Origin of the sequence: Bacillus clarus (assembly GCF_000746925.1) — a bacterium.
Taxonomy (GTDB): Bacteria; Bacillota; Bacilli; order Bacillales; family Bacillaceae_G; genus Bacillus_A; species Bacillus_A clarus.
Genome location: NZ_JMQC01000011.1, coordinates 12,840 through 37,948, shown reverse-complemented (window position 1 = coordinate 37,948; position 25,109 = coordinate 12,840). Strand labels below are relative to the sequence as shown.

The 25,109-nt window shown below is 31.7% G+C and carries 11 protein-coding genes and 3 pseudogenes; 9 read left to right on the top strand and 5 right to left on the bottom strand.

The features are described 5' to 3' along the window. Nucleotides 1–164: 164 nt before the first annotated feature. From DJ93_RS28255 to DJ93_RS28245, 3 genes are all read left to right on the top strand, one after another. Nucleotides 165–440, top strand: a complete 276-nt coding sequence (locus tag DJ93_RS28255) for a P-loop NTPase family protein (RefSeq protein WP_042985113.1) — start codon at nt 165–167, stop codon at nt 438–440. A 582-nt stretch (nt 441–1,022) separates the two neighbouring features. Further along, nucleotides 1,023–1,538: a hypothetical protein gene (locus DJ93_RS28250; protein ID WP_042984835.1), complete on the top strand. Its 516-nt coding sequence runs from the start codon at nt 1,023–1,025 to the stop codon at nt 1,536–1,538. A gap of 2,446 nt (nt 1,539–3,984) precedes the next feature. Beyond that, complete coding sequence (locus tag DJ93_RS28245) at nt 3,985–4,722, top strand: terminase gpP N-terminus-related DNA-binding protein (protein ID WP_042984834.1); 738 nt, start codon at nt 3,985–3,987, stop codon at nt 4,720–4,722. A 36-nt stretch (nt 4,723–4,758) separates the two neighbouring features. Here the strand turns inward: DJ93_RS28245 and DJ93_RS28240 are convergent, their stop codons facing one another. The 3 genes from DJ93_RS28240 to DJ93_RS28230 form a co-directional block, all read right to left on the bottom strand. Beyond that, a complete protein-coding gene (locus tag DJ93_RS28240) occupies nt 4,759–6,213 on the bottom strand; it encodes an FtsZ/tubulin family protein (protein WP_042984833.1) in 1,455 nt (484 codons plus the stop codon). A 20-nt stretch (nt 6,214–6,233) separates the two neighbouring features. Then, nucleotides 6,234–6,650 (bottom strand): hypothetical protein, encoded by a 417-nt coding sequence (locus DJ93_RS28235; RefSeq protein WP_001006725.1) that lies wholly within the window; start codon nt 6,648–6,650, stop codon nt 6,234–6,236. 1,320 nt (nt 6,651–7,970) lie between these two features. Next, nucleotides 7,971–9,668: a helix-turn-helix domain-containing protein gene (locus tag DJ93_RS28230; RefSeq protein ID WP_042984832.1), complete on the bottom strand. Its 1,698-nt coding sequence runs from the start codon at nt 9,666–9,668 to the stop codon at nt 7,971–7,973. A gap of 1,699 nt (nt 9,669–11,367) precedes the next feature. Between DJ93_RS28230 and DJ93_RS28225 the strand changes: the two genes are divergently transcribed. The 4 genes and pseudogenes from DJ93_RS28225 to DJ93_RS28210 form a co-directional block, all read left to right on the top strand. Continuing rightward, nucleotides 11,368–13,059, top strand: coding sequence for a hypothetical protein (locus DJ93_RS28225; RefSeq protein ID WP_042984830.1), 1,692 nt, complete (start codon nt 11,368–11,370; stop codon nt 13,057–13,059). Between the two features lie 1,018 nt (nt 13,060–14,077). Continuing rightward, nucleotides 14,078–15,892 (top strand): acyltransferase family protein, encoded by a 1,815-nt coding sequence (locus DJ93_RS28220; RefSeq protein WP_042984829.1) that lies wholly within the window; start codon nt 14,078–14,080, stop codon nt 15,890–15,892. An 832-nt stretch (nt 15,893–16,724) separates the two neighbouring features. Then, nucleotides 16,725–17,738 carry a response regulator gene (locus DJ93_RS28215; RefSeq protein ID WP_241484406.1) on the top strand — a complete coding sequence of 338 codons (1,014 nt, stop codon included), beginning with the start codon at nt 16,725–16,727 and terminating at the stop codon, nt 17,736–17,738. Between the two features lie 474 nt (nt 17,739–18,212). Continuing rightward, nucleotides 18,213–18,986, top strand: a pseudogene (locus tag DJ93_RS28210) (hemolysin family protein); the annotation flags it as partial. Here the strand turns inward: DJ93_RS28210 and DJ93_RS34225 are convergent. Both DJ93_RS34225 and DJ93_RS28205 read right to left on the bottom strand, forming a co-directional pair. Further along, nucleotides 18,973–19,173, bottom strand: a pseudogene (locus DJ93_RS34225) (IS200/IS605 family element RNA-guided endonuclease TnpB); the annotation flags it as partial. The pseudogenes DJ93_RS28210 and DJ93_RS34225 overlap by 14 nt on opposite strands. 219 nt (nt 19,174–19,392) lie before the next feature. After that, nucleotides 19,393–21,835: pseudogene (locus tag DJ93_RS28205) on the bottom strand (PAS domain S-box protein). 736 nt (nt 21,836–22,571) lie between these two features. On the opposite strand from DJ93_RS28205, the gene nheA reads away from it, so the two are divergent. Both nheA and nheB read left to right on the top strand, forming a co-directional pair. Continuing rightward, nucleotides 22,572–23,735, top strand: coding sequence for a non-hemolytic enterotoxin subunit A (gene nheA, locus DJ93_RS28195; RefSeq protein WP_042984823.1), 1,164 nt, complete (start codon nt 22,572–22,574; stop codon nt 23,733–23,735). Between the two features lie 50 nt (nt 23,736–23,785). After that, nucleotides 23,786–24,994 carry a non-hemolytic enterotoxin subunit B gene (nheB, locus tag DJ93_RS28190; RefSeq protein ID WP_042984822.1) on the top strand — a complete coding sequence of 403 codons (1,209 nt, stop codon included), beginning with the start codon at nt 23,786–23,788 and terminating at the stop codon, nt 24,992–24,994. The last annotated feature ends 115 nt before the right edge of the window (nt 24,995–25,109 follow it).

Here is a 25,109-nt window from a genome sequence, read left to right as displayed (position 1 = left end):
AGGAAATCCATTTTCTATTGTTTTTATTACCTCCTATGTAATTTGTCTCATTGTAAACAAGTGCGGATCACTCTTAATTCAACTAACGGGCAATTTAGTTTGATAAGGAATTATTTTTCATGATAAAATATCGAATATTCAAAAAAGTTCAAGGGAGTTATAAAATGAAATTTAGTAAAAAGGTATCTGAAATAATAGATTCAGTTGGAAACTATGAAAATGGATTCGAAGATATAATAGAATTATCCATGGGATGTAAATTCTCTGACACTCATACAACCGAACCTAACTGTGCAGTTAAAAAAGCAATTTCTGAAGGCATTCTCTTAGATGAAAGATTTAATAGCTATTATAGATTTAAAAATAAGGCAGAATATGTTTCTGAGCAAAAGAATAAAACTAAGTCTATTGATTATATGAAACAAATGAAGTTATATTAGTTTTTTATGATTTCGAGGTATTAGAATCGGGTTATTATGATTGTTCTTATAAGTGTTATCGGAGGAAACCGCCCTCACCGAAAATGCGAATGCCATTGTCACCCTCGTTACCAAACGTTAACAACCGGACCTTTATTCTAGAACACAAACACTGACTTCGTCCAAGTATCCGCTTTAAACGAAAGCAACAAGGTCGCAAACCATAACCATATTTGGTTCTCAATTATCAAGATACTTGTAACGGTGGCGTATATCCTTCGTATCAATATCTTTGCGAACAACTCGTTACCACCGATTCGAACCGGTCTGACGTAATGTTACAAAACAGGGAATGTGGCGATATTTATTGTCCGTCCGAAGGAATTAAGTTGATCCTTACTCTCCAGTCGATCCTCCTTAACATGAAATAAATATATTAAACCGACTCCGATGGCAGAGCCAGTTTTTTTATTAGCGCACGTTTACATAGGTGGGACTTGCGTTGATATAATACGTATATTTGAATTAATTTAATATTTTTACACGGAATTAATTACCTAATATATTTTATAATATAATTAGTATATATTGGTGGTGTAATAAATGAACAAGTTAGAAAATTTCTCTAAAGTCTTTGTAATGTTTTTTATTTTGCATGTGATATTACTTATATTTTCTCCAAATAGAATAGTAGGTAGATCAGCTATCCAAAAAGATGACATAAAATTACACGTCTATAGTCAAGCCACTACGGGAGCACCTCAAAAAATAAGTAAAAGTGATTTATCTATATTAAATGAAAAAATTAAAGATACATATCCTAATGTAAAATCTACGGACATTGAATTTGAAGGTGACACACCGTTCCGTCATGTTGATGATTCAGCTTATATCGGAGAATTTACTGTATACGGAAAAGTTATAGGTACAACACGAAATGAAACATCAGGTGAAAATACAGTTGCAGTTTTAAAAGTTTCATATTGGGACATAGCGATGATTCGATACCTGTTTTATGAAGACTCTATCGCAAGACTATCGCTTATAATTTTGTTACCTATATTTTTTGTTGCACTTTTCATCCTTTGTTTATGTCCTAAGAAAAGCGACCGCCTGTAATAGGCGGTCTTTTTACGTTTACCTCGCACAAATTATTAACGCACATTCACATATGCATCACTAGCCGTAATGTAGTACGTGTCTCCTTTCGAATTTACTAATATCAATGTTAGACGCATTTTTGTTAACCATAATTACATTTTGTAAATAACAGTTCTAACTGTCTAGTTTATTATCAACTACCTAAATTGGATATGTTCCTAAATCCAGTTCTAAAATATGCAATTTGCCCTAATAATTGGCATAGCCGCTTCCTCATCTTATATGAATGTTTATATCTTCCATTCTCTATATTAGACAAGTTACTGAGTGTTACTTCTCGCTCTCTAGCTAACATATTTTATTTAATTCCTAACCTTTTTCTACAAAGAACCAAAATTTCAGAATCATTTTCAGGTACCAATGTATCGATTAGCACTTACAGCCCCCCTTTTATGCTATTTCATATGTACTTTTTATACGCACAAAATAATTATCCATATAAAAATAATCATTTTTCATTAATTACTAAGCGTTTTGAACGGAAAAATTAATGAGAAATTCCATTTCTACTATTGGACATATAATTGTAGAATCAGTGCTTCATATAAAGAAAATTGCACGAAATAGAGCCAGAATACACACTATAAATGAGATTGATATATTAAGTGAAATTAACATATTAATTGTTAGAAAGATAGAATTATCAATCTCATGTTAACTATTCTTATCGGATATGATAACAAGACATTAACAAAAAGTTGATAAACCTATGTCTTTATTAGGAGAGGATTGAAATACAGAAATCCACATCAGTTAAGAATCATATATCATTTTTTGTAAATCACTAAGAATTTCGAACGAAAAAGCTAATAGGAAATACAGACTATTAAACATATACTTATTACTTAACATTATTTTCTCATATTCAAAAATCGAATGCTCAGGCAAAATAACTTCAATTAAAATGCATTCAAATCAATAAAATAATACATTAATATAAATAAAATCAATCTGTAATATAAGACTTAAAAATTCCAAATCTACTATTGGATATATAATTGCAGGATCAGTACTTCATACAAAGATATTCTTTGTGAAGATACAATGTTAACACGAGATTAACACTGCATACAATAGAGCTAGAATACACACTATAAATGAGATTGATATATTAAGTGAGATTAACATGTCAAGCGCTAGAGAGATAGAACTGTCAATCTTATGTTAACTATTCTTATCGGCCGTGATAACAAGACATTGACAAAAAGTTAATAAACCTGTCTCTTTATTAGGAGAGGATTGAAATACAGACTATAAAGCAAGCGCTTATTACGTAAAGTAAGTTTAAATTAATACAATAACGCATTAGTATGCGTAGAATTATTCTGTAATATATGACTTAAAGATTCCAAATCTACCATTGGACATATAAGTAAAGAATCAGCATTCCATACAAAGAAATTTGCATCTTCGCAAAGATTTATTTTATGGAATGTTAACATGCGGTTGATGTCCTATGAAATAAACTTAGAATAAACAACATAGATGTAATTGACATATCGAGAAAGATTAACATGTTGAGCGTTAGAGGAATATAATTGTCAATCTCATGTTAATTATTATTACTACAAGTGGTAACAAAACATTAACAAGTTGAGCTTTTTAGTTACTAAACGGTGAAGTAATGCAATGATAAAATAATAGTTTTAGAAGAAGATGCTACTAAAAAACCCACTAAGAGCACCAATCAAGTTGAAATTAGTTAAAAACTTATAACAAGTAATCTCTAATGAGAGTAGGTCCGCATTGAATACGTTTGAGCATATCAGGTGATCCTGTAAAGTTTCAAGCAACTGATAGCCACCCACCAACTTGACTAACTTCTACAGCCATAAAATTAGGTTTTAACGTTCATATAAACAATGATTATACTAATCTTGGGATCAATTCAAAAGAACCACTACACTCTATTAATTAAACAGATATCCGCTCCATATTATTTAGTGTTATCAATAAAAAGGCCCATACTACAATTATTAGTAGTATGGGCCTTTTTTATCGCATTTATACCTACGTTTTTTTGAAATTTTAATGCTATATCCTTATAATTATTTACAAATCGGTTATATTTACTTATCATTAATATTATGTGAATAAAACTGTTAATCTCATAGCAACATTTCATAAAAATATAAGCACAAAGTCACCTCATCAATCTCACATAACATTGACACATTTTAATCTTTAGTTAACAAAGCGTTAACGTTTATCGAAAATCTAATAATGATTTGTCAATGTTCTGTTAACACTTTAAATATTCCATGTTAATGTCATCTTTCGTGTTAATTTCAATAGAAGAAGGTATTTTTATTAATATCGCCGAAAGACAGTTAACATATCAATCTTATATTCCATGTTAATGTCATTTTCTATCAGAATTATATACTGTTAAGGAGGTAATATTATGATTAAGCAGGAAAACCAAACAGAGCAACCTATTTTAAATGATGAAAGCTCATTACACGAAGATGCTTTTGAAAAAGCCTGGCGAATAACAGAGTTTTCTAAGTTAGTAGGTAGACACCATAATACTGTTTATAATTGGTTCAATACGTTAGAAGAGAAGGGACTTCACGGAACTCTTAGAACCAATAATACAAATGAAAAGCTCTATAATTCATTAGATTTAGATATAGCCCTTTTCATAAAGCAGAAAAGGGATGAAAAGTGGTCTTTAGACGCCATAATAGAACTTTTACCACATCAATTTGAACTAAGGCCAGTATCTCCTGAAAACCAATCTAATGAAATATTATCTCAAATTGATTTTCAAGACGTAGCTGTGACAATTGAAAAATTAGTGGAACAAAAAGTTCAAGCACATATGCAAAACATCGAAATACAATTCCAGGAGAGATTTGAGAATGTATTAAAAGCATTGCCTCAGCCTGAAGATCCAAGTGCTATGAAAGAACGTCAAAGACAAGAAAGACTTGATAATATGATAATTGAACATAGAGCTCGTAAGGAGTTAAGAAAACAAGCTGAAAAACTATGGAATGAGAAGCCTGAGGCAGAGCGTGTAAAAAAAACTGGTTGGTTTAAAAAAGAGGAAGATTTAGCAAAAAAACAACTTTTTATAGAGAAGTATTTAGAAGAGAACATGATAGAATATATGAAATCTGTTATGACAGATAAATAAAATAAGAGGTCTGGGATATTCCCAGACCTCTTATTTTTACTTTGATGTGCCAAACATTTTGTCTGGATCCATAAATGCAGCTAATTCCTCATCATTCTCAGCACCTACTGATGTCTTCTCATTACTAGTTCCAATATCGATGTAATCACCAAAATTAATACTGAAGTCATCATCTTGATCTTGTGTTTCAATTGTACTAATTTGAGATTTTTTGTACTGAATTTGATTTTGCTTCTCTTTAAATTCATTGAACTCTTCAACTAAACCTTTAGACAAACGAGACGGTAATGCATCTGTTTTATAGAACGTGTACACACTGCCCATAAAATCATTTTTACTAATTAGATAACCATTGAATACCGTACCGTTGATTGGTAGTTTATTTGTAACTTCTACTTTTGCATCATCCATAAATGAATCATCAATATTCTTTTGTTCGTCCAGAATTGCCAGCATTCCAAAATGATGCACCTTAGATGCCTCTAACTCACCATCATCGTTCTTTTTCATTAATTCTATAGGATGGTGGAAAGAGCTTCCTTTCAACGATTCCGAGAACATATCTACTATTTCTTTACTATTTTCAATTTGATTCATATTGCGAGAAATTTTATTAATAACTAAACAACCAGTTTTCTCTAATAGAATACGTTTAAAGTCCTGTGAATCTAAAATAACAGATGTTCCTGCACCATTAGAAGCTGTATTTAATTCATGGATGATTTCACCAATGCGCTGGTTAGCATAGTCTCGTGAATTAGCAATACCTTTTTTCTCATTTTCGTTTAATCCCTTAAACTCGTCATAGAAATGTTGGTTATCCGCAAATATAACGAATGCAACACCTTTTGCTGGATCATTTGCTAACTTCCAAATCTCTTGAGAGAATTTATTTACTTGTCTTAATACATCAGGTCCATCTGCTCTTACAGGGAGTGTCACAACAATACCCATTTTAATAAAATCTTTACGTTCAATCGCATTATTAAAAGCAATTCTCGCGTATTTTTGCTGGTTAGCCAATAATTCTTCTCTTGGGACTTGTTGTGCTATTTTCTTTAGTTCTTGGCCAATAATCGGTTTATTGTGAAAAGATGAAAATTCTTCAATTGCTTTAATGATTGTAGAAGTACCTGTTCCACCGCCTAAGCCAGCAAAAAACAGAACTAATTCATCTGTTGGTCTTACACGCTCTGTGATAAATTCTTTTAATTTTTCTTTCGCTTCATCATTTGAGTCTAGTACTTTTACAGCACGTTCTGGATTCTTTCCTAGTCCCCCTAATTTTAGTGATACTTGGTTACTTGTAGGCACATTTTTTAATTCGGCTAAATCACCATCGTTACTATTTAAAGCAAGACAGTTGTACACAGATGTTCCATCCGTATGCTTATATTCAGCAAATTTATCTACCATTCTAGTTCCAGCCTGACCAAAGCCAACCATTGTCATTTTTACCGCTACTTCGTTTTTCAGAAAGTTCTTCGCCATTATTTTATCTCTCCTTTTTCTTATCTATTTGTTTGTTTACGTCTTCCTAATTCAATTAACACCTGCTGTCCTCTGATTGTTGAGATTAAAAATTTATAAGGGTGCATAATCTTTTCAGTTATTAATGACATTGAAGATAATGTACTCACACTTACTTCAGCTGATCTTCTTGATATATTGGTTCGTTCAACCTCTAATGAGTACGATTTTCCTTTTAATTTCTTAACTCTCCTATCAATTACAACATTACCTACTATTTCATTTATTGAGATGCCTCTCATATATTTCGTCTCTTGGTATTGTTTATTTACTTCAGATCCTATGTAATGAAATACATTGTAAAGTATTTCATCTTCTTCAAGAATGTCTGCAAACATGTTCACAACTTCATCAGGAAATTTAATTACTTTATATTTTTCGCTCAATACCTCGTTCAAGTTGCCCCCTCCTTAAAAAGTTGGTTAATTATTCCTACGAATATATTACATTATTATAAAGCGTATATCAAGTCATTGTATATAGAACTTATATATAAAGCGTATAAGTAAAAGGATAGGATGAAATGTTGATATATAAACACGTATTTATACGACGTATATGCACAACGTATGTTACATATGTCAATTCTAGGTTTCATGTACTTAACAATGCAGTCTATAAAACTATAAACTCATTATTCAATTTGACATTTTCTTGAATAATCCTGTATAAAAAATATCAAATTACAAACAGTTCGAACTAGCAATCCTCACAAAATATCGATACGCTTTATTTATAAGCTTTATTTATACGTTATACTTATAAGTTGTATTTATAAACCATTATAAATACAGGTTTTGTAACTCTCATATCAATTTCATGTACACACAATAAATATATTCAACTTATACACACCTTATATATAAATTTTATATATAAGGTGTGTATATTATATGGTTTGATATGAAATAACTAGTTTATTAAAGAGATCTTCCTGTTCTTTTTTCTTTATTAACAGTTTTTTCTATTCTTTATATCTATTGATAAAGGGGACTCTGTCAATGTCATATTATAATTTCTTTTCTCTTTGATTAACTCTGTTGTTACCTCACATAATTGCACATATAAGACATAGAAGTTTGTAAACCTTGTTAATCTCATATCTACAACATCATTATAACTAACATGTAAAGACATACTATTATTAAATTTACCTAAATTCATTATATTTTTTTAAGCATAGGTCTACTAAGTGAATCTCATATATTGCTTTAAATGTAACTGTATATTTAGGACCGTTTTTCCTAGCTTGAAATATAGTCATTATAATTATTTAGATAGTACCGTAGTTTATTGCTTCTTATTTTTAGTATTTTACTTGCTTGTAAAGCTTGATAACCCTTGTAAGGATCTAATTCAGGTTGATGAAGAAGCTGATATTGATTGAAGATAAGAGCAGCGTTATCGAATGCTAAAATTAAATATGAAGATTTTGTAAAAGATACAAATGTTGATATTGAAGAGTAAGTAAATGAAGAATTAAATACAACTACAAATGGCAGCTGCTTCTGTTCAGGAAATTAAGCCTGAAGTATCTTCTGACAAGACAGAAAAAGGGGGGCTCGATTACAAAAACGGAAAGTGGCTGATATTACACCCGAAAGTAAAGAAATTAAAAATAGGCTAACTCAATATATAGAAAATGGTGAACAAAACGATCATTATTGAAAATAATAAAGAAGCAGGTACCACTTTGAAATGGTTACCTGCTTCTTTGCTTACATAGACTCAATTATCATCTGTCTTTCATACCACTTAGTTAATTTTTCATTTACACTCTTCGAAATACGTTTCATTTTCTTATTACAAAATCTTGATAGGGTAGCAGGAGATAATCCGATTTCATCTGCAATTTCGCGCATCGTTCTACTTTGGTGCATATGTTGGTGCATAATTTTCTCTCTAATCATATCCTCAGAGCCTTCAATACTATGCTTTACTGTATTGGTAATAAAATTATTTTCTTGCCTATCCGGAATATCAGTCATCTTTTTCTTTACCAAACTCCCGATATTATCCATTAATTCATTAGGAGGTAAGATGATGATTCCTAATTTAGAATAATAATTCTTAAACCAATTACGTTCTCCAATTTTTGTTTCATCCAATTCCTCAGCATAAGCCCAATGTGAGATAACTTTTTCTTTTTCTAAATCAATTAAAACATTTTCTAATTGTTCACGAATACGATGTGGACGGCCAGAATCCATATTTATACCCATTACAGATAACAGACCTTTTTCTCCACCAATTGAATACGGTCTTTTTAAATTGCTATACTGTTGACGAATCCTCCACTGCCAAGACAAATAACGTATTAATCGTTTGTGGAATTTATGTCTATAGCTATTATATTCCAATGCTTTTTTTGATAATAATGCTGTCGTACTGTTAGAACCATACAAATAACCTGATAAGAAGCTTCCTGGCTTTATTCTGCAGGATTCAATACCTACATAATCATTCGTATTCTTATCTCTCCAAAGTACTACAGAATCTAAAACAAAGAGCCTTTTAATGACTTCACGTTTCATTTCAAATTGCTCTCCAGTTTCTGCTCGATCATTCAAAACGACCACTTCATTATCATCATTTAAGTAAATAAAGATACTCGCCAACGCAGCAATACGTTGTGCAATTTTTATTTTATCTTCTGCACGATGATACTCTATACCATTTGCTGATGCTTTTGGCATGTTACACATCTCCAGCACATTTTCATAACTAAAATCAATAAATTCATCCGGAGATTTTACTTGATTTAACCACTGAATTGTAATGGTATCTAAACAATCTGCTGTAAGATCATCCATATTACTGATAACACCATCTACTAATATGGACCATCTTTCTGCTTCATTAGTGTTAACTAATCTTAGGTCTTCATCTTTATGTGACGATAGTTGAGCAACTCCACTTGTATTTTTCGTTTCTAATGGTAATACAGGTGCAGCTCCCGCTTCATCTTCTTCAAATTGATTCTTTGCTATGCCATCACGTAGTTGATAATATACTGCGTCATTACTAACTGGAAAGTAATCCTCAGGAATATCAGCTACATGTTCTTTGGACTTCTTATCTGTAGTATTAGGTAAGATAGTTGTTTCAACCGTTTCTGGCATCACTTCGAACTCTTGCTCTATTATCTTATCGAGTACATTTCGAATCTCAATTTTATATTTATCTAGATTTGCATATATTTGCAATAATGAAATTCCTTGTTCTTGTTTCTGACCTAACCAAGAAACAAGTGCTGAAAATGAAGGAGATATATTAGCTGAAGTTACTAACTTATCATGATTTTCCTGTACTTCATCATAATATTTATTCCACTTTGCCCATAGCTGCTTGTTTTCCTCATACATTGGAGCAGCAAGTAGAAGGGCATCACTAAACAACACTAATACTTTCTCCATATTTAAAAACCTCCCAACAAAATTACCACCTAATACAAAAAAAACTGATAAACATGAAACGTCATAGCTATATGGTGGCAACATAGCTTAAAACTTGAAATATTCTCAGAATAATCTATATTAATTTTCGATTTATTGAATATTTTTTGTAATACTACCTAATCAGTCATATGCCTGTCTTTCATTATATAAAATTGTTCTTATTTGTATAATTACTACTTTACAGTATAAACTCCACTCAAGAAAGTTATTAGGCGATTAATAATGAAGACAATACTTCTGAATTAAGATCTGATTGTCTATTATGTTACATAACAATTGACGTGTAATAGCTATATGATGGCATTACCTTTTAAAACTTGAAACATTATAGCTATATGATAGGCATTACTTTTTAAAGCTTGAAACGTATAGCTATATGGTGGGCACTGCTTTTTAAAGCTTGAAACATATAGCTATATGATGGGCATTACTTTTTAAAGCTGAAACGTATAGCTATATGATAAGCATTACTTTTTAAAACTTGAAACGTTATAGCTATATGATGGCATTACCTTTTAAAACTTGAAACGTTATAGCTATATGATAGGCACTGCTTTTTAAAGCTTGAAACATATAGCTATATGATGGGCATTACTTTTTAAAGCTGAAACGTATAGCTATATGGTGGGCACTGCTTTTTAAAGCTTAAAACATATAGCTATATGATGGCATTACTTTTTAAAACTTGAAACGTTATAGCTATATGATAGGCATTACTTTTTAAAGCTTGAAACGTTATAGCTATATGATAGGCATTACTTTTTAAAGCTTGAAACATATAGCTATATGATGGGCATTACTTTTTAAAACTAAAACGTATAGCTATATGGTGGGCACTGCTTTTTAAAACTTGAAACGTATAGCTGTATGGTGGCACAACTTTTTAAAACTTGAAACGTTATAGCTATATGGTGGCAACAACTTTTTAAAACTTGAAACGTTATAGCTATATGGTGGCAATAACTCCTTGAATATGAAACATACATACACAAAAATCATTTTTATTAAAATTAGTGATAAACCTTGATATAAAGCGATTCTAAAAGAACAAGAACAAACGTCAATAAAATATTATAGCTATATGATGGCAATAACTTCCGTTCAAAAAAACCAAAAAAACCTATATATATCAAGGGATGAGGTACATTTTACAATAAATACAAAGGTGATTTCAAACTTGAAACATTATAGCGGTATGATGGCAATAACTTTTAAAAAACATGAAACGCATATAGCTATATGATGGCAACACTTTCTTATTGAAAAGTAGATGAAAATCCCTATATAACAACATTTATGAATAGATTTCACACATTCATCAGATATATTCAAATATGAAACGTTATAGCGGTATGGTGGCAATAACTCTTAACTTAAAACGCTAAAAAACCTTATAAAATCAAGGTTTTTTAGCGTTTTTACAAATTCGACATACGTTTTATATTTAAAATTCTTTATAGCTATATGGTGGTCAAAAACTTTTTTTTATGAAACGTCAAATCCCTTGTGTGCCAAGGGATTAAGGCACGTTTCATATTTTTGTTTTTCCTCTTAAAGAGACAGGTTTCACCAACATTCGATTTGATATAATCAAGATTGAATTTTTATATCCTATTTTGGGAAGAACTGCACATCATAATAAGAGGAGGTGAAAAAGATGGCTAAACCTTTCGTTATAAAGAACAAACGTAGTTTAAGTGGTGAAACAACAACTCCAGTACTAGTAACAATCAAAGCATGGCAAAAGTTAGTAGAAGCTTTAGAAGGCAAATTCTATAGCTTTAAAGATACATATCTAGAAGATATCGTGAATTCAATGTCTTACGAAGAACGAATTGCAGATGAAGAAGGGTTTGTTGAAAAAGCTAAGCCATCTTTTTCACTTCAAATGAAGAATCTCTTCACTAAAGCAAATGGTAGAAAACATAAGCTATATGGTATTACGAATGCTGATTTAGAAGTATTTCTATTTCTACATAAAAAATGTAATACATATGGTGAGCTTTCGCATGTATCCATTCACATGCTTTGGGAGGACTACAAAAATTATAAGGAAGCATTTGCACATATCCACCATTCACAATTCTATGTTGCATTGAAAAAGCTTAGTTTGCACAACATCATTACAATTGAGAAAGAATACAGTGGTAAATATAAAATTACACTGACTGACTTTATGAATAAGGAAACGAATAAAGCGAACCCTTACACATTTATCAGCCCAATTGTATTTACAAAAGAATTCTTTGAGTTATCTATTGCTGCTAAAAAGCTGTTTATTGATGTAGCAATGCAGCAAAAACGAGAAACTACTCTGAAACGTTCACTATATAAAGTTGATGAACAAGGACAACAGACTCATTTTGGCGGTATGTATCGCTTCTTACATAAGAAATACCCACATCAGATACGTTCTGTAATGAATGAATTAACAACTAAACTAACTGCTACTGAATCTTCTTTGTTTAGAATTTGCAAATTAGAAAAAGGGAAAAAGAATAAAAAGCAGTATACAACTCTGCATTTATCTGTACACCCTGATTTCTTGTGTGATAAAGAAGCAGGAGCAGAATATCGTGATCCTTTTACACCAAGACTTACATACAAGCGTAAAGCTAAGTTTATTGAAGATTTGTTAGTTGAAATGAATATTGCGGAATTTGCAAAAGATATGAACCAATTTGTAAATGTCTTAAAACATTCCTGTCATCGTCAAATCCGCCAAGTGATTCGTGGATTACGTGAAATGATTGATAGACAAGAGGGTTACCCTAAGAAGCTTGTTTATACACTAAGTAAATTATTAAAGCAGTCTTCTCAATATCGCGTATTAGATACTGCTGCTAAAACAGGTATTTATTCTCTGATTACACATAATGTGCCGAAAGATAAACAAGAGGATGCGATATTTAAATTTGGTACTCACTTTGCTATATACTCTTTACAAAATGTGAAAAAGCTATTCGGTAAAGCGCATGATCTGCTTCATGCTAAGTATGCTGTACCTGTAACTGAGGACGCATACCATCGTAATTATATGCAGTATCAAGAAGAATCGCTATTTAGAAAGTATGCTTTTGAGCAAGGGGTAAATGTTAACGCATATATTGCATTGGAAATTGAAATTCGTGAATTATTAAAATCTCACGGCCATAAGGGACATCACATTCCAAGTGATATTCGCGAACTGTTCATTGAAAAAATAGATAGATTGCCTAAGGAAAACATTCGCGTAATTGAAGTGCCCGAAGAATTTAATTTAATTCTTTTTCTTCAATCCTTAGAAGCTTATTACCGTAAAACAAGTGAAACACCACATACGGTAGATCAGCTGCTTCCTGCAATATAAAATGATACGCTCTCCCTTTTTGAAAAATCAAAAGGGGAGGGCTATTCGTGTTGGATCTAGAAAATATTATCACAACTTCTAAACAAAAAGAGAGAGAGTCTTACATTCAAGCGAGAATCTCTCTCTTTTTTTATACAATTCCATACAAAAATCCTTACATATAATCAGTAATTCACAATTTCACTTTTAATTTTACACAATATTCTTTCTTTATTTATGGATTTAATCTACTTAAAATCAGAAATATATCTTTAAATTTTGTGGATATCTTAATAAGATTTTCCAAATGTGGACAATAAAACACCTTAAATCTTGTTCAATTCATATTTCATATATAAATCTACTTAAAATCAGAATTTTTTTTGTTAGTATTGTTTATTTGCTGAATTATGTTCATATCTTACTTCTAAATGTTAATAAAATGTGTACACTTTTATAGCATATGTGGAAACTTTGTTATTAATTTAAACTTGCCTACCATTAATCTTATATACATTCTTACGCATCAAAATGATGATGATTATATGTAGGATAAGTAATTCAGATTTATGATATTTTGTATTTTTAGGGTAGTATTCAACGTATTAAATACATTTCCAATAAGTGTTTTTTTCGATTTTTTACGGTATTGCATCTCACAAACTCTGATTATAACTACATTTGCAAGCTATTTTTCATAAGTATAATAGTTTTATCTTTATTCTTTTTATATTAAAGATATATATTATATTAGGTTTTATTATTAGAGTAATACTTACTATATAGAGAGTTCTTTGTGTATAAACTAATTTCATTTTTATTGGTTCAACTGATTGATAGTTTCCCCATAAAAAGGGAAAGTAACATGAAATGAAAAAGTTTATGTATGAAACTATTTTATGAAACTAGATAACGTGATAAAATTCTAGTTACTGTGCATGGAATCATAAAAAACAAGGGAATTTGTTAATGAGTTTTGTAATCTTTTTATTTTGGAAATACTTCATACTTTTTAGATAAATATAGGGGGTGACTGTAAATGCCCGAACCATTAAAGAAAAATAGTCGCTATATGGTTGGATTGGACAGTCTAAGGGGCCTAGCTATACTAGGTGTTATTTTGTATCATATCAATTTTAATTGGATGCCCGGTGGATTTTTAGGTGTCACTGTATTCTTTGTACTTTCCGGTTATTTAATTACAGATATTCTGGCTATAGAATGGAAGAATAATAAGAGAATTGACTTGAAGAAATTCTGGCTCAGTAGGGCAAGGAGATTACTCCCTGGAATGCTTATTATGCTCATCATCACCTTAGCATGGATTACAATCTTTCATAGTTCTTTACTTGTAAAAATGCGAGGAGACTCATTAGCTGCTTTATTATATTTCAGTAATTGGTGGTATATTTACCATAAATTATCTTATTTTGATAACTTTGGTCAACCTTCCCCGCTAAATCATTTTTGGTCATTAGCTGTTGAGGAACAATTTTATGTGGTCTGGCCGTTCATCATTAGTTTGGGATTTTATTACATAAAAAAACAATCACGCATGATTTTATTTATTTGTCTAGGAGCGATTGCTTCCGCTTTAGCAATGGCAATCCTATATGAGCCAGGTTCTGACCCGAGTAGAATTTATTACGGTACTGATACACGGGCTTTTTCTTTACTAATTGGAGCGGCGCTTGCCTTAATTTGGCCAAGCAGTAGACTTGCGAATAAAATTATTCCGCAAGCACGTCTTATTCTTGATGCCATTGGGGGAGTTGCTCTTATCATCATTCTCATTATGTTTTGGAAGACGAATCAATATGAGCCGTTTCTATACCGTGGGGGAATGGTCCTGTTATCGATTGCTACTGCTTTGTTAGTCGCTAACCTCGCTCATCCGGCTAGCAGAATCGCACAATTTTTGAGATTTAGACCACTGCGTTGGATGGGGGTACGATCATATGGGATATACCTTTGGCATTATCCGATTATTACATTAACGACTCCAAAGGTAAATGCTGGGGAGTTTTCGTTTACAAGAGCAATTCTTCAATTTCTTCTTATTATAATTGTTGCACAAATTTCGTGGAAGTTTATTGAAAATCCAATACGAAAAGGCGCATTGAAGAATATTCGGTTTAAGAACTGGAAAATAAGAAACTTAACTTTAAGTGGTAAGTTAGCTTTAGTATGTGCATTACTCATTTCTTCGATAGTTACTTTTGGATTATCAACAGCTAGTAAAGCAAAGGAGAATCCTCAAAAAGATAAGGTGGAAGCAGTGCAAGAAGATCAGGCGAAACATCCAGTTGCAGTTTGGGAAAAAACAACCGATGCAACACCTCAAAATAAAGAAGAACAAAAAGAGGAGAATTCCGCACAACCTAAAGACCCTCTAACAGTTACAGCTGTAGGAGACTCAATCATGATTGATATTGCTCCGTATTTAAAAAATACTTTTCCTAATATTAGGATTGATGCAAAAATAGGTCGACAAATGTCACAAGCAATCCCTGCTGTGGAACAGCTAAAGAATGAGGGGAATTTAGGAAATCATGTCATTATTGGATTAGGTACAAATGGAGCCTTTACCAAGGAGCAATTAACATCATTAATAGAAGTGATTGGGAATGAACGTAAAATTATATTAATCAATACGAGGGTACCACGTCCGTGGGAATCGTTGGTGAATGAGAAGTTAAAAGAAGTAGCATCAACTTATAAAAATGTGGTGTTAGTCGATTGGCATTCAGCAAGTGCCGGAAATAAGGCATACTTCGAACCAGATGGCGTACATTTAACGAAAACAGGTGCAGAAGCATATGCTGCCCTTGTAGCAAAAGAAGTGAATCAATAGGGGGACGGAAACGATCCTGGTGCAAAGATTTACAAACATACACTTGGCTCAAGAGCATATGGCTTGAATTAAAATTAGCAATGTATTTATTGAAAAAGGTGAAGGGACATATTGGTCTTTTTACCTTTTTTATTTTTTAAAATTGGTCTTGGTACCCTAAACGGAAAGGTATTAGCAATGGATATAATCCAATTGCAGTTGGTGAAAGTATTAAATCAAATCTTACAAGGGTTTAAGAATTATTATAGCCTAACTCCAATTGGATAGAAATGTTTGAAAGAAATATAGTCGCATGAAGGACTTAATAGAGAAAATAAGATATACACTTGTGAAAGTAGGAAGTTAGGACTGACTGAAAGCCGAAGAAAGAAGAATATCGGAAAGCCGTATGAGGGGAAGCTGGAACAGAAAAGAGATGGCTGTACCATCTCTAAACGCTCTGTTTCAGTTTTCTACTATACCATGCGCACTGCTTACTGGGGGAAGACCAGTCTAGATAAGAACTAAGTCGCCTCGTTAAAAGCAACCTACAAATGGAGACCATGAAAGACCGAGGCTAGACCCTTTTCAAGTCCCCACTTCAAACCGTGTTAGCGTTTTGAAGTGGGGAAGTTGACTTGATTTTTATATAAATAATTCGAAAATTATTTATTGAATGTTACTTTTCCTTTAACACTATCCACTTTTATCTTATTATGTTTAGCACCTAAAATCGTAACATTTTTTTCGATGCTATTAATATCGGCTGAGCCATCACCAATTTTAGCTCGTACTGATCCATTAATATCTTTAATAACAACAGCCCCATTTAGAAGAGGAATTAAATTTAGATGTGTCTTTATTTAGCATTATAGAAGAATTTAAAAGCAATACACACGTTGATGTTATTTTTAGAACAATTGGAGAGCAGTATACTATAGCGAAAAAAGTTAAAATGACTTTTTGTCGTTGTTTACAAGAGGCAATGACAAATGCAACTAGGCATGGAGAAGCAGAATCGATACAAGTTCTTTTACAATATCATAAAAGTCATGTCATGCTTCAGGTACAGGATAATGGTAAAGGAATAGAATATATCGAAGAGGGATTTGGCTTATCTGGAATGAGAAATCGCTTAAATGAATATCAAGGAAGCTTGTATATAGACTCTCAAAAGAATGCTGGAACCATTGTAACTTGTGTAATTCCAAGTTTAAATATAAAGAAAACTCATACTCAAGATGAAATAAATATACTAATAGTAGATGATCAATCTATGATTTTAGATAGCTTAGAACTTTTGTTAACTGAATATACTGAATTTAATGTTGCGGTTGCGAATAGCGGAAGACAGGCTTTAGAAAAATGCGAAGTAAATCAACCAGATATTGTTCTTATGGACGTACAAATGCCTGAAATGAACGGGATTATAACGACAGAAGAAATTAAGAGGAAATGGCCAAATACGAAAGTTATTATGGTGACGACTTTTGAAGAATCTTCTCGTGTTACTGAAGCGATTAAAGTAGGGGCTGAAGGATATGTACTTAAATCTGCTCCGCCTAAAGAATTAGTAGCGGCAATTAGATTAGTACATTCAGGAGGGACTATGTTGTCTCAAGGTGTTGCAAATCGTTTGTTTCAAGCATATAGCTCAATACCGAAAAAGCATCCCTATGAATTGACGCGACGTGAAATTGAGGTCTTAGGCGCCCTTAAAGAGGGCCTAAGATATAAAGAAATTGCAAAAAAATTATTTTTATCTGAAGGGACTGTAAGGAATTATGTTTCTTCTATATACATGAAGCTTGAAGTTTCTGGAAGGAATGAAGCTGTAAAAAAAGCAGAGGAAGAAGCTTTTTTTTAAATGATACGGATAAATTACTAGAATAGTTAAATACACTATCTCTAATTAAAATAAGAAAGCAAAAGTCAAGAGTATGGTAAATGGAAATACGGCGATGGTGAATAAAAACCGAAATTGAAACAAAGGGTATTTAAAATAATGAATAGCAAAGAATAAACTAGTAATGAAAAGTGAAAATTATTGAGGTTATGCTATCAAATAATAGAATTTTCCGGAAAATAAATTTAGTGTTTGACGGCATTTTATTTTACATGATAACATGCAGATAATTTAATCAAGGCGGTGGAAAAGTATTGGAATCAGATGTTGACTCGGATAGGTGGCTGAACTGCCTCGATTTTCTCAGAGTACCCCTACTAATTATGAGAATGTAGGTTGTATACAATAACATTTTAGATTGTATACAGTAGTAAGGGAAAGAGAAAATTTATCAGGAGGTGGAACCTTTAGTTTTAAGGAAGCTAAAGGGATCAGTTGGACATATTTAATTTAATCATGGTAGCGGTTTTAGTCGCATGTACAGCATTTTTCGTGGCAATTGAGTTTGCTATAGTAAAAGTAAGAGGTTCAAAGATTGACCAATTTGTATTAGAAGGAAAGAAGGGGGCGCTAGGTGAACCAACCATTGAGAGACTTTTACACCCTTTATTTGATAAGTGGAATAACAATCCTTCCATTGCAAGTTTATTATCTTTAGGAATTGCCTTTACTATCATGACGTACTTACATGTTGTAGTAGGAGAATTAGCACCAAAAACATTCGCGATTCAAAAGGCTGAAAAGGTTACTTTATTACTTTCGCCTCCACTTATTTGGTTCTACAAAATCATGTATCCGTTTATTCGATTGTTAAATGGTTCTGCAAGGATGATAACAGGACTATTTGGCTTAAAACCAGCATCAGAGCATGATGTGGCTCATACAGAAGAAGAATTACGATTTATTCTCTCTGAAAGTTATGAGCGCGGAGAAATTAATCAAGCTGAGTACAAATATGTAAATAATATTTTTGAATTTGATAATCGTATCGCTAAAGAAATTATGGTCCCTCGAACGGAAATTATAGGGCTACATGTAGATAATTCTTTAGTAGATCATATAAAAATAATTCGTGATGAAAAGTACACACGTTATCCTGTATTTGGAGAAGACAAAGATGAAATCATCGGGATGGTGAATGTGAAGGACTTCTTTATTCGTTACATGAATAATGAAACAAAAGATTTTGATTCAATCCATTCGTATGTTTTGTTATATAGGATTGAACTTTATTCTTTTTAGACTTAAACCTGGGTGCTTTGTTTTGTTTTTTGAAGAAGCGTGAATAAGAGTCAGCGAGGTTTTGGAGAGAAGATTGAAGAGCCGAACTGTCCACTTCTTTTAACCATACAAATTCTTTCTTGAGAGTAGGTAATTACGAAGAACAAGTGTCAAATTGAAAACAAGACTGAAAGACCATACGAATTTCGTATCAACCATAGGGACTACGGGGGTAGTTCAATTCTAGGCTACATTAAGTTAAGTTGTATGTATGTCTTAAAAGCAAAAAAGTTTCTTTATTTTAAACTATAAAAAAGAAACTTTTTTGCTTCTGTGATGTTTTTATTTTTAACTTCGTGGTGATAGGGTGTACTTAATAAGATGAATAAGAGCTTTAATTTTCAAGAGTAGATATAGGAAGAATGTATATTAACTGTTGTTCCTTTATCTACTTCACTTTTAATACATATCTTTCCTTGGTGCTTTTCAATAATTTTATAACAGATCATTAATCCTAAACCGATACCATTTTCTTTGATACTATAAAATGGTTCTCCTAGATAAGGTAAACGTCCTTTTTCAATTCCACACCCGTAATCGGTAAATTGAATGATTACCTGGTTTTTATCAGGTACATATTCGATTTGAATCAGAATTTCTCCTTCCATTGGAGTTGCTTCAATCGCATTTTTTAAGATATTTATAAAAACTTGCTTTAATTGATTACCTTCACAAAGTACGAATGAAGTATCAGATGTAAACTCAGTTGTAATTTGTATGTTGTTCATCATTGCTTGAGGTTGAAGTATCATTACAATTTGCTTCATTAATACATTCAGGTCATTTGTTTTAATTTCTAATGCCTGAGGCTTTGCTAACGCCATAAATTCATTAGTAATACTATCTATTCGCTCAATCTCTGATAATACGATATCTATATAGTGCTCATTGCCCTTATTATCTGTTGATTTTAGCAAATGCATGAATCCTTTCATTGCTGTTAAAGGATTATTAATTTCATGGGCAATTGCAGTGGCTAATTGGCCTACTACAGCAAGTTTCTCCGATTTTCGTAATAATTCCTCTGTTTTTAGCCGTTCTGTGATATCTCGAGAGATACTCAAGAAAACTTTTTTGCCATTCAAGTTAAAAACACGGACACAAAACTCAGTTGTCATGGTCTTTCCTGTAGGAAAAACAAACTCATCTTGTAATGTGAAAGAAGTTTGTCCGTTTCTAATTTTTTCTACCACTCGTATGATCATTGGAGAATCTTGAGGAACGATACTAGGAAATGGCATCGAGAGAAGCTTTTCTCTACTATATCCAAACCTTTTACATCCAACAGGATTTACTTCAATAAATCGAGTTGGATGTTGATCCTCATTCAACTCTACTACATATACTGCGTCAGTTGCTTGTTCGATAAGTGCGCGGTACTTCATTTCACTGTCTCTTAATTGTTGATGTAATTGATGGAGTTCTCTTTCTGCTTGTTTCCGTTCAGAAATGTCTCTACAAATTCCTGATAAAGCAATTACATTACCCCTAACATCTAGAATAGGTGAAATCGTCAAGCTTACATCAATAAGAGTTTTATCTTTTCGTTGTCTAACGGTTTCTAACCTAGTAATAACAGGGTCTTTTATATTGTTGTTTTTAATATCTTTTATACATTCTAAAGTTTGATCTATTAAAAAATCAGGTACGCAAGGTAATTTTTTTTCTAAGATTTCTTTTTCTGACCAACCAAATATCTTCTCATAAGCTTTATTGGCTTGTATCATATGTCCGTCTAAATCAAAGATAGTGATAGCATCTACGTTATGATTAATAAATGATTCCAGTCGCTCTTTCGTTACCTTTAGTTCATTTTCTGCATTTTTTCTTTTCGTTATATCAACAGTAGAACAAACCACTTCAATCACTGTTTCTTCCCTTTTAACAGGCCTAAGAGAGAAAAGTATGATAGTCTCATCATTTGGCCATGGTAGTTCGAAAGTTACTTCTTCACCATCCCATGCCCGTTGATAGTATTTTAGTGATCGAGGAATTAAATGGAATGGAACAATGGAAGAATCTATGGTAGGTAAACTTTTCCCTACCACTTGTTCAGAGTGAAATCCATGATGATAAAATAATTGTCCATCACACAAAGTATGAATAAAATTCCCATTTACTTTTTTAAATTTAAAAATACCTCCTTGCAGTTCATGTACAGTATCCCTTAATTCTTGTTTTGATTCTAGTAATGTTTCATTCGCTTGAGCTAAATTTTGTGTTAAACTATATAATTTTTGATAGGACTCCATAAGAAAAATACCTATTAATAGTCCTGAAGATATAAATAATGTACCCTGAATATCAAGAAGTATAAGTGATATAGATGGAAAAAAGAATCCAAATGCCAAATGGATTATAGTTAAATAAACAGCTAGATAAAGAAAGGTGCTTTTAAAAGGATGGATCTTTTTAAAATATGTTTTAAATATAGTATATATAATACCTATTACTAGGGAGGTTATCAAAGCTGATCCCCAATCACCACCTAGATAGAAGATACGCATAAATAAAATAAACATTAATGTAATCCAGCCAGCTGTATGGCCAAAATAAATAAACGAAATGATAAGTGGAACCACTCGAAGGTCATAAAACAATCCCATGTACTCAAAATTAAAAATCATCAAAATAGCAGCTATGATACCTGCAAATATGCCCCCAAATAAATGGATTGATTTAGAATCCATTTTTCTTATAAATACTTGGGTAAAAATAGCCAAACTAACTAGGAAAGTAAAAATAGATAGATTGATGAAGAATCCTGTGAAAAGCATGCCATATTCCTCCCCTTATTAAATGTATTCGACAAAAAGTATGAGAACCCTACAAATTATACGATTTTTAGACTGATTATTTAGAATAATAAGATTATTTATGAGGGATGAGAGAAATTAATGGCGAAAATTATTCATGAATACATATCGGAATTATATGTAATAAAATGGGTTATATTCCTATATTTTCATGTAATTCTGCATATCCAAATAAAGGATAATGGTATAAGGTATGGTATTAAATTATACTGTAAATATTTTATTTATATCAAATTTAATCTGGTTAAGTTAAAAAAATACATTTCAATCATAAATATCAAGTTTTAATTATTTTAATTACTTAAATAATATTTAATAATAGTTTTTCTGACATAGTAATTCTTTTTTGTGCAAACAAATAATTATTAAGATGGTTAAATATTATAATGGAATTCTACGATTTACTTATAAAAAACTTAGTGTTTAAATAAGGGTGTAAGGTCCTTACAGCTAATAAGATACAAGAAAGTAATCTAAATATTTTATTTATCTTTGATGTAAGTTCGCAGAGGGATAATTTTATAGCTAAGAATATGTACAGGTAGTTATAATTTATGATTACATTCTCGTAATTAACATCAATATAATCATTTATACAAAAAAAGTTATATGGTCAGTTTTTCTAGAAATAGAATAAAGCACTTAGAGTTTAATCTAACTGTTTTATCAAGAAATATTAACAATAGGAGGAATTAACATGAAAAAAACGTTAGTCGCAGGTATATTGGCTACGGCGGTATCCACAAGCTGTTTTACACCTGTAAATGCTTTTGCTGCAGAAAATAAGCAACCTCAATTCAAACAAACAAGTATTCAGAACTTTATTACTGTGAATACACTATCAAATTCAATCAGATCATTGGGATCAAACACTCCTTTAATACAAGGATATGGATTAGTTATATTAAAACAACCAGATTTTAAAGTAAATGCTATGAGTAGTTTAACAACTGACCAAAAACTTGCAAGAAAGCATGTTCAAGAATGGATGGATGAATATAATCCTAAAATCTTCAACTTAAATCAAGAAATGATGTCATTTAGCACAATGTTTAATAACTATTATAGTAAATTAAATGAATTAGCTGGAAAAGTGAATGAAGATCAGCAAGCAAAAGAAGAATTTGTAAGTGCTTTCAATAGACTGCAAGACGAAGTGCAAACAATTCAAGGTGATATGGAACAAACTTCAGTAGACTTAAACTGGTATAAAGATGAATTGATTCAAGATAGCGAAAGTCTTACTAAGAGAGCTAATACAGCAATCGAATCCTTAAATGGTTCAAATGGGGAGATTGCACAACTAAGAACGCAAATTAAACAAATTCAAGAAGAAATTCAAAATGAACTTACAAAAATTTTAAATCGAGCAAAAGAAATTCGAGGAAGTTCTATTAGTGTTGGAAAGCAGGCTGTTGAGATTAGTAAAACAGCAATGGAAACTAAAACAATAGAATTTAGTTCTATTGAAAGCCTTGGTGACACAATTGAAAATTCATCCGATACTCATGTACGCGAAGCTAGTAATAATATTAAACAAAAAAGACAACAATTAATCCCATTAATACAAAAGTTATCACAAAATGAAATTCAAGCAGCTCAAATTACTCTTATTGAAGATCAAGTAGGTAGCTTTACAAGTTTAATTAAGAGACAACTTAAGACTTTTGACATTTTAGTGAAAGATTGGAAATCGTTAAATGAAACAATGACTCAAATGAAGATTAATTCTGGTGCAGATGCAAAGATTGATTCAAATGCATTACAAACACAATTAACTCAGCTTAAAAAATTGAATGATGAATTGAATAAGCAAACAAATCAATATGAAGAATTCGTTACAAAAGTAAAAGTAAACTAATCTTCATTTTAGAATGAACAATAACTTGGATCATATAAGGAGAGAAAAACATGGCAAAAAAACCTTATAAAGTAATGGCTTTATCCACATTAATAGCGACAATGGCAGCAGCTAATATCATGCCAACATATGCATCTGCAGCAGAAAACACATCGAAATCAACTGCTATTCATGTTAAGGCAGCAAATGCAACAGACACACATGGTGAGTATTCATTAGGACCAGATGGTCTTAGAGAGGCAATAGCTAAAACAGGATCAAATGTTTTGACAATGGATTTGTATGCTTTAACGATTCTTAAACAAGCTAATGCTAATTTTGAAGGTATAACTTCAATTGACGCTACTTTAAAAGAGAAAATCATTCAGCATCAAAAGGTTGCGAGAGGAAATGCAACCGAATGGTTAGATAATCTAAAACCGCAGCTGATTTCCACGAACCAAAATATTATCAGTTATAACACACAATTTCAAAATTATTATGATACTTTAGTAGCTGCAGTAGATAATAAGGATAAAGACACGCTAACGGATGGACTTACAAGATTATATAGTAGTATTTCAGAGAATAAAGCAGAAGTAGACAAGTTAGTGGCTGATTTGAAAGCTTTTCGCAGTAAAATGACGTCTGATACACAAAGCTTTAAAGACGATGCCAACCAAATCACGTCTATTTTAGCTAGTCAAGATGCTGGAATCCCTCTTCTAGAAAAACAAATCTCGGCAAATATGGAGAGTATTAATAAAAATAACGCAATTCTTATTTCTGCATCTGTATCAACGGCTCTAGGCCCAATGGCTATTATAGGTGGTGTAGCGCTAATTGCTACTGGCGTAGGAGCTAAAGCGGGTGCTGTACTTATTACAGTCGGTGTAGGTGCTACGGCACTGGGGGTAACAGGAGTTGTGTTAGCAAAACAAGAAATTGATAGGGCACAGGGAGATATTCAAAAACTAACTGGGGATATTTCAAACATGAAATTACAGGTAGTTGGATTAACAAATCTTAAAAAGCAAACTGAAAGTTTAACAGAGACTATCGATATAGCTATTGATGCACTTCAAAATATTTCAAATCAGTGGCAAACAATGGGATCAAAATATAATTCTTTACTTAAAAATGTTAACAAGGTTAAACCGGATCAGCTTGGATTTGTAAAAGAAGATCTCAAGACATCAAAAGATAGTTGGAACCAAGTTAAAAAGTATGCTGAAGATATTCAAAATAGCGAAATTAAAGTAGCAGAGAATAACGAATAATATTCACTCAAAAAAGGTTAGAAAATAAAATTATTCGAAACAAGATAAATTATCAGTGTAAAAGATAAGTGATGCGAGTCTCCTGTTCAATCTTGAGCAGGAGATTTCTTATATA

Coding starts and splice junctions, on each gene's coding strand:
- DJ93_RS28250 (WP_042984835.1), top strand. CDS start 1,023: ATGAACAAGTTAGAAAATTTCTCTAAAGTCTTTGTAATGTTTTTTATT.
- DJ93_RS28220 (WP_042984829.1), top strand. CDS start 14,078: ATGCCCGAACCATTAAAGAAAAATAGTCGCTATATGGTTGGATTGGAC.
- nheA (WP_042984823.1), top strand. CDS start 22,572: ATGAAAAAAACGTTAGTCGCAGGTATATTGGCTACGGCGGTATCCACA.
- DJ93_RS28240 (WP_042984833.1), bottom strand. CDS start 6,213: ATGGCGAAGAACTTTCTGAAAAACGAAGTAGCGGTAAAAATGACAATG.
- DJ93_RS28255 (WP_042985113.1), top strand. CDS start 165: ATGAAATTTAGTAAAAAGGTATCTGAAATAATAGATTCAGTTGGAAAC.
- DJ93_RS28225 (WP_042984830.1), top strand. CDS start 11,368: ATGGCTAAACCTTTCGTTATAAAGAACAAACGTAGTTTAAGTGGTGAA.
- nheB (WP_042984822.1), top strand. CDS start 23,786: ATGGCAAAAAAACCTTATAAAGTAATGGCTTTATCCACATTAATAGCG.
- DJ93_RS28245 (WP_042984834.1), top strand. CDS start 3,985: ATGATTAAGCAGGAAAACCAAACAGAGCAACCTATTTTAAATGATGAA.
- DJ93_RS28230 (WP_042984832.1), bottom strand. CDS start 9,668: ATGGAGAAAGTATTAGTGTTGTTTAGTGATGCCCTTCTACTTGCTGCT.